At 60.9% G+C, this 12,923-nt stretch carries 6 protein-coding genes; 4 read left to right on the plus strand and 2 right to left on the minus strand.

Going from position 1 to position 12,923, the window contains the following annotated elements; all coding sequences use genetic code 11:
• Positions 1 to 66 precede the first annotated feature (66 nt).
• Positions 67 to 8,709 (plus strand): glycoside hydrolase family 94 protein, encoded by an 8,643-nt coding sequence (locus CX511_RS16295; protein WP_101292701.1) that lies wholly within the window; start codon positions 67 to 69, stop codon positions 8,707 to 8,709.
• Here CX511_RS16295 and CX511_RS16300 read toward each other — a convergent pair.
• Positions 8,706 to 8,921 (minus strand): hypothetical protein, encoded by a 216-nt coding sequence (locus tag CX511_RS16300; RefSeq protein ID WP_045183383.1) that lies wholly within the window; start codon positions 8,919 to 8,921, stop codon positions 8,706 to 8,708. The two genes, CX511_RS16295 and CX511_RS16300, sit on opposite strands and share 4 nt — an antisense overlap.
• Before the next feature lie 20 nt (positions 8,922 to 8,941).
• On the minus strand, positions 8,942 to 9,127 hold the full coding sequence (locus CX511_RS16305; RefSeq protein WP_156156588.1) for a hypothetical protein: 186 nt from the start codon (positions 9,125 to 9,127) through the stop codon (positions 8,942 to 8,944).
• A gap of 180 nt (positions 9,128 to 9,307) precedes the next feature.
• Here CX511_RS16305 and CX511_RS16310 point away from each other — a divergent pair, with 180 nt between their 5' ends.
• The 3 genes from CX511_RS16310 (at position 9,308) to CX511_RS16320 (ending at position 12,905) form a co-directional block, all read left to right on the plus strand.
• Positions 9,308 to 10,051, plus strand: coding sequence for a Crp/Fnr family transcriptional regulator (locus CX511_RS16310; RefSeq protein ID WP_045183385.1), 744 nt, complete (start codon positions 9,308 to 9,310; stop codon positions 10,049 to 10,051).
• 289 nt (positions 10,052 to 10,340) lie between these two features.
• On the plus strand, positions 10,341 to 10,847 hold the full coding sequence (locus CX511_RS16315) for a Crp/Fnr family transcriptional regulator (RefSeq protein WP_231353314.1): 507 nt from the start codon (positions 10,341 to 10,343) through the stop codon (positions 10,845 to 10,847).
• A gap of 204 nt (positions 10,848 to 11,051) precedes the next feature.
• The gene (locus CX511_RS16320) at positions 11,052 to 12,905 is read left to right on the plus strand and encodes an ABC transporter ATP-binding protein (protein ID WP_101292699.1); all 1,854 of its coding nucleotides are present in this window, start codon (positions 11,052 to 11,054) and stop codon (positions 12,903 to 12,905) included.
• The last annotated feature ends 18 nt before the right edge of the window (positions 12,906 to 12,923 follow it).

The raw sequence follows: 12,923 nt of genomic DNA on the forward strand, positions 1-12,923 counted from the left end.
AACAGACCCCGGCGTCGGGCATCGGCAAACTGACTTTCCAGCCCGACCTCGTTCAGCAAGGACACTATGGATAACCCTTGGCCACGCGCACTTGCATCGCTTAAACGGCTATCGTCCATCCTACGTCGCTGGCCCCCTAAACCCCGCAGGTTTGAGTACGAAAGCCTACTGCGTTCAGAGTTGTTCAGCGCCGAACAGATGGCCGAGCATGGGACCTACCTGGCCAGCCAGCACCGGCTCAGTCCGTTGTCTGCCGCCGATACCCTGCTCGCCCGCTTGGCGGACAACGAGTCCACCCTCGCCACCACGTGTGCCGCGTTCGCCACGGCCCTGCCCACCTCAGGAAGGGTGACACCCGCGGCAGAATGGTTACTGGACAACTACTACCTGGTCGAAGCGCACATCCGCATTGCTAAGACGCATTTGCCGGCCGGCTACAGCCGCGAGCTGCCCCGCTTGGCCAATGGCCCGTCCAGCAATTTGCCGCGCGTCTATGACATTGCCCTGGAGACCATCGCCCATGGTGATGGCCGCGTCGACGGCGAGAGCCTGAGCCGCTTCGTCGAGTGTTATCAGACCGTGACCCCACTGACCCTGGGTGAACTGTGGGCGATTCCGATCATGTTGCGCCTGGCACTGATCGAGAACCTGCGGCGCGTCGCCGCGCGGGTCATGGCCAACTGGGGCGACCGCAACCTGGCCAACGACTGGGCCGATCGACTGAGCGAAATCGCTGAGCGCGACGTCAAGAATGTGGTCTTGGTGGTCGCTGACATGGCCCGCTCCAAACCACCGATGACGGCTGGTTTCGTCGCCGAACTGGCCAGGCGCCTTCAGGGGCAGAGTGCCACTCTCAGCCAGCCGCTGGCGTGGGTCGAGCAGATGCTCGCCGAGTCCGGGCTCAGTATCGAACGTCAGGTGCAGCTTGATGCGCAGCAGCAGGCGGCGGACCAGGTATCGATCAGCAACAGCATCGGTAGTCTGCGCATGCTGTCGACCAGCGATTGGCGGGAGTTCGTCGAACGCTTGAGCCATGTCGAACGGATCCTCAGCCAGGACCCGGCAGCGGTCTATCCGCTCATGGACTTTGCCAGCCGCGATCATTATCGCCATGTCGTCGAACGTCTGGCACGCCACTGCGCGCACAACGAAGCGGGCATTGCCAAAATCGCCATCGAACTGGCCGGTGCCCCCGCCGCCGCTCTGGAGGCACCAGCAGATCATGTAGGTTTCTACCTGATCGGGCCGGGGCTGGCGCTGCTCGAACAACGCTTGGCGGCCACCGTGCCGCTTGGCGAACGCTGGCAACGGCTGTTGCGCAAAGCGCCCCTGAGTTTCTACTTGGGCCCAGTGGTGCTGCTCTCGTTGATCTTTGCTGGAGTCTTCCTCCGGGCGATCTACGATGATGGCTGGTCCACGCCAGTGCTGGCAGGGCTCGCCGTACCCATCCTGTTGATGACCAGCCGCCTGGCAATTGGCCTGGTCAACTGGCTGGTGACACTGACTGTAGTGCCCTGCTTTTTGCCGCGCTTGGACTATCGCCAAGGGATCCCTGCCCAAGCCCGCAGCCTGGTTGCGATCCCTTGCCTGATGGCCAGCGCCCGTGATGTCGAGGAACTGGTCGAGGGGCTGGAGGTACGTTTTCTGGCCAACCGCGACGCGCACCTGCACTTCGCGCTCCTCAGTGATTTCATGGACGCTTCGCAGGCGGCGCTACCCGAGGATGACGCTTTACTGCAGTTGGCTGCCGAGCGGGTCGAAGCCTTGAACCATAAATACCCGGCCGCCGGGGCCGAACGGTTTTTCCTGTTGCATCGCCCAAGACGCTGGAACGCTGCGGAGCAGGTGTGGATGGGCTACGAGCGCAAGCGCGGCAAGCTCGCCGAGCTCAATGCCTTGCTACGAGGCAAGGGCCAGGATCGCTTTATGCTGATCGTCGGGGATGTCAGCAAACTGCGCGACGTTCAATACGTGATTACCTTGGACACCGATACGCAGTTGCCTCGTGATGCGGCGCGACAGTTCATCGGCGCTTTGCAACACCCGTTGAACCGCCCTCGTGTCAATCCGCAGACAGGGCGTATCAGCGCAGGCTACGCCATTTTGCAGCCGCGGGTGGGCATCAGCCTGCCCAGCGCCTCGCGCTCGGCCTATGCCCGGCTATTCGGCAGTGATGCCGGCGTCGACCCCTACACCCGTGCGGTTTCTGACGTTTATCAGGACCTGTTTCTGCAGGGCTCGTTCATTGGCAAGGGCATCTACAGCGTGGACGCGTTTGAACAGGCCCTGGACGGGTGTTTTGCCGAAAACCGCATTCTCAGTCATGACCTGATCGAGGGCTGTTACGCCCGTTGCGGACTGCTCAGCGATGTCGAACTGTTCGAGGAATATCCGGCGCATTACAGCGCAGACGTCAAGCGCCGCCACCGCTGGATACGCGGCGACTGGCAGTTGCTACTTTGGCTGCTGCCGTGGACCTCACCTGCGGCTGACGGACTGGCATGCCAGCGGCTCAGCGCGCTTTCGCGCTGGAAAATCTTTGACAACTTGCGCCGGAGCCTTGAGCCGGCGGCCTTCCTATCGGTGCTGCTGTGGGGCTGGCTGGCGTCATCGGCACCGGTCCTGTGGATGCTGGCGGTGCTCGTGCTGTTACTATTCCAGCCGCTACTGAGTTCCGTGCTGGAGCTGCGCGCTAGAACCCTTGAGGTACCCCTGCACCAGCACCTTGCGGCGGCATTGCGCAGTTCGAGCCTGCACTTTCTTCGCGCCGGCCTTTCCCTGGCATGGTTGCCCTTCGAAGCCTATTACAGCCTGGATGCGGTAGCCCGAACCCTCTGGCGCATGGCTGTCAGTAAACGGCGGTTGCTGCAATGGAGCCCGTCGCGCGACGTGGAGCGCACCAGTGTCAACGACCTGTACGGTTTGTATCGGAGCCTGTGGATCGCGCCGGCGCTTGCGCTGTTACTGGTAGGTCTGCTGTCGGTCACCCCCCTATTGCTGCTCCTCGCCTCGCCGGTTCTGCTGCTATGGCTGGCCAGCCCGGCACTGGCCTGGTGGCTCAGTCAAACAAGCACTGGCGCCGCCTTCAACCCTTCAACTGCAGACCTCGCCTTTTTGCGTCGCCTGGCTCGCCGCACCTGGGCCTTTTTCGATCAGTACCTGGGCCCCGACGATCACTGGCTACCGCCCGACAACATCCAGGAGGCGCCCTATGCCAACGTCGCCCACCGTACTTCACCGACCAACATGGGCATGGCGTTACTCTCACACCTGGCCGCACAGGATTTCGGCTACCTCAGTGCGGGGCGATTGCTTGAGCGCCTTACGCTGATGCTCGACAGCATGAGCCGCCTTGAACGTTACCAAGGCCACTTTTACAACTGGTACGACACCCAGACCCTTAAGCCCCTGTCGCCCTTGTACGTCTCGACCGTGGACAGTGGGAACCTGGTGGCCCTACTCCTGACGTTGAAGCCTGGGCTGCTGACACTGGCCGACAGCCCCTTACTCGACATACGACTGACGCGAGGACTTCTGGATGCGCTGGACGTATGGCTGCACGCCCTAGAAGACGAAGGCTCTAACGGTAGCGAGGCGCAATCCTTGTACGACGACACCTTGCAACTGCAGCAACTGCCAACCCTCTCGCCGGATCGCACCTCGCAGTTACTCAACCTGCTGCAGCGTGTTATTGCTCTGTCCAGCCCAGGCTCCACTGCCACCGAAGCGAACAGCGAAGCCGATTTCTGGCGCCAGGCCCTGCATGCGCAGAGTCTGGATCTGCAAGCTGAAGTCCTGCGCTTTGCGCTGCCACCTGGCGGTGATCCTGTCCTGAATACGCCCCAGAGCTGGCGGCAGTTGGCGCAACTGGAGCTCTGCGAGTGGCCCCCGGCCGACCAGCCTGCTGTCGCCGCAGTCAAAGCACTGGCCCAGAATCGTATGGCTACCTGCTCGCGCCTGGCCAGCCAGATTGCAGTGATTGCGCAGATGGACTTCAGGTTCCTGTATGACGCCCAGCGCGATCTCTTCGTGATTGGCTACAACGCCGACGAGCATCGCCTCGATGCCGCCTTCTATGACTTACTCGCCTCAGAGATGCGCCTGACCAACTTTGTGCTGATCGCTCAGGGCCAAGTGCCCCAGGACAGCTGGTTTGCCCTCGGCCGCTTGCTCACCAGCAATGCTGGGGTGCCGGTGCTGCTGTCCTGGTCAGGCTCGATGTTTGAGTACCTGATGCCCATGTTGGTGATGCCCAGCTACGAAGGCACCCTACTCGATCAGACCTGCCAGGCCGCCGTTACCCGGCAGATCGATTACGGCAATCAGTTAGATATTGTGTGGGGCGTGTCTGAGTCGGCCTATAACGCCCTCGATGCCCATTTCAATTATCAGTACAGTGCCTTTGGCGTGCCGGGTCTGGGCCTTAAACGCGGCCTGGGAGAAGACCGGGTGGTGGCTCCTTACGCCAGCGCGTTGGCCTTGATGGTGGCACCGACTGCCGCCTGCCATAACCTACAGCGCTTGGCCGCTCAAGGCTTGAGCGGACGCTTCGGGCTTTATGAGGCAGTCGATTACAGCGAAGCACGGTTGCCACCGGGACAAAGCGCGGTGATCGTGCGCTCGTTCATGGCGCATCATCAGGGCATGAGCTTCCTCGCCCTTACCTCACTGCTGTTGGACAGGCCGATGCAGCGCCGCTTCGAATCCGACCCGCAGTTTCAGGCCAGTGTTCTGTTGCTGCAGGAGCGGGTGCCAAAAACGGCTGCACAATACCTGCACGCGTCCCAGGCACCACCAACAGATGAGACAGTGAAAGCCAACGAGACCCGTTTGCGAGTCTTCAGCGAGCCGGATCGACGGCACCCGGCCGTGCAATTACTGTCCAATGGCCGCTACCATGTAATGGTCAACAGCGCAGGCGGTGGTTACAGCCGTTGCAATGACCTGGCCGTGACGCGTTGGCGTGAGGATATCGCCAGTGACAACCTGGGAATATTCTGTTACTTGCGCGACGTGGCCAGCGGTGTCTATTGGTCTACCGCCCATCAGCCGACCCTGCACAAGCCTAAGAGCCAGGAAGCAATCTTTAGTGATGCCCGGGCAGAGTTCAAGGTGCGTGAGCATGACTTCGATTGCCACACTGAGATTGTCGTATCTCCTGAAGACGACATCGAGCTGCGCCGCCTGCATCTGACCAATCATGCAGGTACTCGCCGCACGCTGGAGCTGACCAGTTACGCCGAGGTGGTACTGGCGCCAGCCATCAGCGACGCACTGCACCCGGCCTTCAGCAAGCTCTTTGTACAGACCGAACTGCTACCCGCGCTGCAAGCGATCATGTGCAGCCGCCGCCCGCGTTCGCAGCAGGAGCCCGCGCCGTGGATGTGTCATCTGCTGGCAGCCCATGGTGTCGACATTGATACCATTTCCTATGAAACCGATCGCGCCCGGTTCATCGGCCGGGGCCGTACCCTGGTCGCCCCGGCGGCCTTGGCACCAGAGCATGTACAACTCAGTGGCAGCGCCGGTGCGGTTCTCGACCCGATCGTCTCGATCCGTTGTCGTATCAGCCTGGAGCCTGGACAAACGGCGACCATCGACTTGGTCACCGGCGTAGCCAGCAGCCGTGAAGCCTGCCTGCAACAGATTGCCAAGTACCGCGACCGTCATCTGGCCGATCGGGTCTTCGACCTGGCCTGGACCCATAGCCAGGTGCTGCTGCGTCAGCTCAACGGATCGTTGACCGATGCGCGACTGTTCGAGCAGATGGCCGCCTCGCTGATTTACGCCAACGCCACCCTGCGGGCCAACAGTACCCTGCTGGCCAGCAACCGGCGTAATCAGTCCGGTCTCTGGGGCCAGGCGATTTCTGGCGATCTGCCGATTGTGCTGGTGCAAATCAGCGATCCTGGCAACATCCAGTTGGTTAAGCAGATGGTCAATGCCCATGCCTACTGGCGGCAAAAAGGTCTGGTGGTCGATCTGGTGATCTGGAACGAAGACCAGGCCGGCTACCGCCAGCAGCTGCAGGAGCTGATCATGGGCGTGGTGACCTCTGGCAGCGAAGCCGCCCTGCTCGACCGCCCCGGCGGTCTGTTCGTACGCCCGGCACAGCAGCTGTCCAGCGAGGACCGGACCTTGATGCTCGCGGCTGCGCGGCTGGTGCTAAGCGACGGCCACGGCAGCCTTTCCGAACAATTGCACCGGCACCGTGCCGAACACTTACTGGCGGCGTTCAAACCCACCCCTTCCTTCAGTGCGCCACCCAAAGCAACGCCCAAACAAGAGCGCCAACCGACGCTGAAACTCGCCAACCCCTATGGCGGTTTCAGTGCCGATGGCAGCGAGTACATCATGCCGCTGGTGTCCGGTCGGCCGACGCCAGCACCGTGGATCAATGTTCTGGCCAATCCCCAGTTCGGCAGCATCGTGTCGGAGGCTGGCAGTGCCTACACGTGGAGTGAAAATGCGCATGAATTCCGACTCACGCCCTGGCACAACGACCCGGTAAGCGATCCCAGTGGCGAAGCCTTGTACCTGCGCGACGAGGACAGCGGTCAATATTGGTCACCCACCCCGCAACCCTGCCCGGGCCCAGGCACTTATCGCACCCGTCACGGCTTTGGCTATAGTGTCTTCGAGTATGTCGATGACGGTTTGAGCTGCGAGCTGTGGGTTTTTGTCGCGCTGGACGCGCCGGTCAAATTCTCCCGGCTCAAGGTGACTAACACCAGCGGACGCATACGGCGGCTGTCGGCAACCTGCTTTGTGGAATGGGTGCTGGGCGACCTGCGCAGCAAGTCGGCCATGCATGTGGTCAGTGAAGCGGACCCCTTCAGCGGTGCGCTGTTCGCACGCAATGCCTATTCCATCGAGTTTTCCGAGCGAGTGGCGTTTCTCGACAGTGATTTGCCATACCGCAGTATCACCTGCGACCGCAGTGAGTTCCTGGGACGCAACGGCACGTTGCAGTCACCCGCCGCCTTGAGCCGGGCGCGGCTGTCCGGCCGCACAGGTGGAGGGCTGGACCCCTGTGCAGCCCTGCAGGTCAGCCTGACACTGGACGATGGCGAAAGCCGTGACGTGGTGTTCCGTTTAGGCGCCGAACAAGACGCCACCGCAGCCACCCGCCGTGTCCAGCAATATCGCGGACTGCGAGCAGCAACCGTGGAATTGGAACGGGTGCGAGCGTACTGGCGCCATACGCTGGATAGCGTGCGCATCGAAACCCCGGAGCCAGCGCTGGACGTCCTCACCAATGGCTGGTTGATGTACCAAGTGATTGCCTGCCGCTTTCAGGCGCGCAGTGGCTTCTATCAATCAGGTGGCGCCATCGGCTTTCGCGACCAGTTGCAAGACAGCATGGCCATGCTCTACGCCGATCCGGCAGGTGCACGTCAGCACTTACTGGTGTGCGCCGCCCATCAATATGCCGAAGGCGACGTGCAGCACTGGTGGCATCCACCGCTGCAGCGCGGGGTGCGCACCCGCTGCTCCGATGACCTGCTGTGGCTGCCGCTGGCCACCAGCCGGTACCTGCAGATTACCGGCGACAGCAGCGTACTGGACGAACAGGTCGGTTATCTCGAAGGCCGCCTGCTGAATGCCGCGGAGGAGTCTTACTACGACTTGCCCGGCCGTTCGCCGTTGGTTGAGAGCCTCTATCACCATTGTCAGCGCGCCTTGCGCCAGGGGCTCAAATGCGGGCGCCATGGCGTGCCGCTGATCGGCAGTGGCGACTGGAACGACGGCATGAATCGGGTGGGTGAACAGGGACAAGGCGAATCAGTCTGGCTGGGGTTCTTCGGCATCGAGGTGCTCCAGCAATTCGCCGGTACCGCCGAGCGCCACGGTGATAGTGAATTCGCATTGCACTGCACCCGGCAGGCAGTGACCCTGGCCGCCAACCTTGAAGCACATGCCTGGGATGGAGGCTGGTACCGCCGTGCCTGGTTCGATGATGGTCAGCTGCTGGGCTCAGCGAGCAACGAGGAATGCCGGATCGACTCCATTGCCCAGAGCTGGGCGGTGCTGTCCCAGGCCGCCCCTTTGCAACGCAGCCGCATGGCCATGAGCGCCGTGGATCGGTACCTGGTACGTCGCGATATTGGCATTGTGCAACTGCTGGATCCGCCCTTCGACAATGGCGCGCTCGAGCCTGGCTATATCAAGGGGTATGTACCGGGTGTGCGCGAGAACGGCGGGCAATACAGCCACGCTGCGGTGTGGGCCAGCATGGCTTTCGCCCGTCTGGGCGACAGGGCCAAGGCCTGGGAACTGCTGCGCCTGATCAACCCGGTTCGCCAGGGCGCTGAAGGTTTGATCGACACCTATAGGGTCGAGCCCTACGTGATGGCCGCCGATGTCTATGCGGTACCACCCCATGCCGGGCGAGGAGGTTGGAGTTGGTACACGGGTTCGGCAGGCTGGATGTACCGACTGATCGTGGAGGACCTGCTGGGACTACAGCGTACTGGCGATACCTTGCGCCTCCTGCCGCTGTTGCCGGCTGACTGGCCTGGTTACACCCTCCACTACCGCTTCGGTACTACGTACTATCACATTGAGGTGATCAACGGTGCAGGCGACGAATTGAAGTTGAGCCTTGATGGGGTAATGCTCACCGAGCCATTGCTGCAGTTGCACGATGATGGCCAACAACATCGCGTCATTGCCCGATATCAGGGATGCGTTGTACCGGTGCCTTAGGTCTGAAGTTCGCTGTTGTTGAAGTCCTCCAGCACCTGGGAGGCGTGGATAAGATTCCTTCCGGTGGCAAAGAAGTCCGCATAACGGTCACGGTGCCTTATTGATGCGCTACGGTGGATCAGCGTGCGGGTGTTGACCGGGCGGCTGTCGCGCTGGATCACCCGAATCACATTGCCGGTGTCCCGAGCGATGACGAAATAGAACGGGTTCATAGGCGTGTCCCAATCATGATTCATAGCCGTGGCCGTGGCCGCTCGCGGCGAGGGGGTTCGTTACCACTCTGAGTGGAAGGCAGCGGCTCATTGGCGGATTGTCCGCGATTGAATACATACTCGCCGGGAATGGGCAGGGATTGAGGGTGGCGGGCAAGGGGTTTGCCTGGCCCCAGGACCCGGTTCGGATCGTTGTATCTGTTCATGGTGATCTCCGGAGTTCGCCGCAATAAAGCGTGCGTTTCCTCTGGATCATCGTGGATCGGCGCCTGCGAGTCGGTGCGCCAGACCGCTTAGCGCAGCGATCCGTCCGGCGCGATAACGCCACCACCGGCATTGGAGTAGTCTTGGGGTATCAGCCAACTGAATCTCGCAGGGTGGTGAATATGCCTGCTGCACCCGAGCCGCGCCACAACCACCTGCTGGCAGCGCTCTCCCTGCCAGCGCTGGAGCGCTTGCAACCGCACTTAGAGCTGGCGCCCCTGCCCTTGGGAAAAGTGCTCTACGAATCCGGCGATGCCTTGCGCCACGTCTACTTTCCCACCGACTCCATCGTCTCTCTGCTGTATGTCATGGAGAACGGTGCTTCAGCGGAGATTTCCGTGGTAGGCAATGAGGGGCTGATCGGCATCGCAGTGTTTATGGGCGGTGAAAGCACGCCAAGTCGTGCAATTGTTCAAAGTGCCGGGTATGCCTACCGCTTGCCGGGGCAACGTCTCAAAGACGAATTCAATCGCCATGGCGAGCTGCTGCTGTTGATGTTGCGCTACACCCAGGCACTGATCACGCAAATGGCGCAGACGGCCGTCTGCAACCGTCATCACTCCATCGACCAGCAACTGTGCCGTTGGTTGCTGTTGTCGTTGGACCGTCTGCAAGGTGATCAACTTTGCATGACCCAGGAACTGATCGCCAACATGCTGGGGGTTCGCCGCGAAGGGGTAACCGACGCTGCTGGCAAGCTGCAGCGCCTGGGTGTCATCGAATACAGTCGCGGGCATATCAAGGTGCTGGACAGGGACCGCCTGGAACAGCTCAGTTGCGAATGCTACGCCGTGGTGAAGAAGGAAACCGAGCGTCTGCTGCCCTATTTACCCCCATGCCCTCCCTCTGGCGGACTGGCCAGCTAGGTGCTCTAGCGAACAGACTCCTGACCATGCAGCCCTCACACTATTGCATAGGGCGGCAAGGTACCGGTCGTCACCCTGTCCACTATTCTCGGTGCCTCAGGAATTGCACGTGTCAGTCAACCGGCCTAACACGATAGAAAACCAATTACTTCTGCGTTTATCACCAACGGATCGCGACAGGATCAGCGCTCAAGGCGACTGCATTGATCTATTGCCCGGTACGGTGCTGTATGAGTCAGGGCACACAATTGAACACGCCTACTTCCCACTCAGCGCTGTCATCTGCCTGATGGCGACCCTACCTGACCACCACCCTCTGGAGATGAGCCTTGTTGGCAACGAAGGTATGCTGGGTGCCAGCCTGGTCCTGGGTGTGTCGACCGCTCCGATGCAGGCATCGGTCCATAGTAGCGGCAGTTGCCTGCACCTGAGCCGTGTGCAGTTGCAAGCCGCGCTGATCGAGATTCCCGAGCTACGCAACGCCCTCAATCACTTTTTTTATCTGCAGGTCACGCAGTTAGCCCAGTCGGCGGCGTGCATTCATTTTCACGACATTGAACAGCGCTTGGCGCGCTGGTTGTTGATGACCCACGACCGAGTCCATTGCGACCACTTCCACTTCACCCATGAATGTTTGGCAAACATGTTGGGGGTACGTCGCAGCGGGGTGACACTAGCTGCCGGGTTGCTACAGCATCAGGGGCTAATTCAATACTCAAGAGGTGAGATCACCATTGTCGACCGCAAGGGGTTGGAGGCCGTTTCGTGCTTGTGCTACAGCGCTTCGTCGATGTGAAATCGATCACTGATCGTTTGGGCACACCGAAAACTACTTTTCAAACAAGCGCTTGTGACCCAACAGAGGCCTGCTGCTTCGACACTCACGCTTTGCGCTCCCAGAGCAAACACACCCCTTCCGTGCCACCCCCTGAACAGCAAAAGCCTCAAAGCAATCGTTAAATGGCAGAATTGCCTTAACTTGATCCTTTCGGAGGCCACAATGCTTCGTGTGTTTGAACGAAGACTCGACCCTTTCCCACCCGATGAAGCACCGCCACCACCTGTTGGCCTGGTGCGGTTCCTCTGGGCCTGCACCCGAGGCGCCCGCGGCTATATCCTTGCGTTTGCGCTGCTCAGTGCCAGTGTGTCGATTTACGAAGCGTGGTTGTTTTCCTTTCTTGGGCAAGTCGTGGACCTGCTCTCCACCTGGCAGGCTGGCAGCGATGCGCAGGCGCAGGAAAGTCGAGTGCTATGGGGGATCGGCATCGTACTGATCACCAGCATCGGCTTGGTAGCACTGCGCACCATGGTGCAGCACCAGGTATTGGCGATCAATCTGCCGCTGCGGCTGCGCTGGGACTTCCATCGCCTGATGCTGCGGCAAAGCCTTTCATTCTTTTCCGATGAGTTCTCCGGCCGGGTGACGACCAAGGTGATGCAGACGGCACTCGCCGTGCGCGAGGTCCTGTTCACCGTCATCGAGATCGCCCCCGGAATCGGGGTTTATTTCATCGCGATCATTGCACTGGCCGGCGGTTTTGCCCTGAAACTGATGCTGCCTTTTATTGCCTGGATCGTATTGTTCGGTCTGGCCATGCTGTACTTTGTGCCACGCTTGGGGCAAGTCGGGCAGGAACAGGCCCATGCGCGGTCGTCGATGACCGGGCGCATCTCGGACGCCTACACCAACATCACCACCGTGAAACTGTTCTCGCACTCCAAACGCGAGGCCCACTTCGCACGCGCGGCGATGGAGGATTTCAAGCTTACCGGCTTTCGCCAGATGCGCTTGGTCAGCCAGTTCGAGATCGTCAACCAGGCGCTGGTGGTCGCGCTGATCATGGGCGCCGGCGGCTATGCCCTGTGGCTGTGGCATCAGGGCGAAGTCGGCACCGGGGCCGTCGCGGCGATTACCGCCATGGCGTTGCGTATCAATGGCATGTCGCATTGGATCATGTGGCAAATGACTTCGCTGTTCGAAAACATCGGCACGGTGCAGGATGGCATGGCGACTTTGACCCGTGGCCCCAAGGTGCAGGATGCCCCGAACGCCGATGTGTTGGTGCCCACCGGCGGTGCGGTGACCTTCGACAATGTCGCGTTCAACTACAACGGTGAGCGCCAAGTACTCAACGGCCTGAGCCTGCACATCCGCCCGGGCGAAAAAATCGGCCTGGTGGGTCGTTCCGGCGCCGGTAAATCCACGCTGATCAACCTGCTGCTGCGTTTCTACGACGTGGACGGTGGTGAGATTCGTATCGACGGTCAAAACATCGCTCAAGTGACGCAGGACAGCCTGCGCAGCGCCATCGGCATGGTCACTCAGGATACCTCTCTGCTGCACCGTTCCATTCGCGACAACATCGCCTACGGCCGCCCGGACGCGACCGACTCACAGATCCGCACCGCCGCGGCGAATGCCCAAGCCGACGGTTTCATCAGTCAACTGAGCGATCGGCAAGGCCATAGCGGCTATGACACCCTGGTGGGTGAGCGCGGTATCAAACTTTCGGGTGGCCAGCGCCAGCGCATCGCCATCGCCCGGGTGATGCTCAAGAACGCCCCGATCCTGTTACTTGACGAGGCCACTAGCGCCCTGGATTCGGAAGTCGAAGTGGCCATCCAGGAAAGTCTCGATGAAATGATGGAGGGCAAGACCGTCATCGCAATCGCCCATCGACTGTCAACAATCGCGGCCATGGATCGGCTGATTGTCATGGATGACGGGCGCATCATCGAACAAGGTACCCATGCCGAGCTGCTGCGCAAAAACGGCACCTACGCAGGGCTTTGGCACCATCAGAGCGGTGGGTTCCTCGGCGAGGATCAGGGGGTGGCTGAGGCCACGGAGTAGCCCTGAACGGCCGTTGCT

It is taken from the genome of Pseudomonas sp. S06B 330 (assembly GCF_002845275.2).
Lineage (GTDB): Bacteria > Pseudomonadota > Gammaproteobacteria > Pseudomonadales > Pseudomonadaceae > Aquipseudomonas.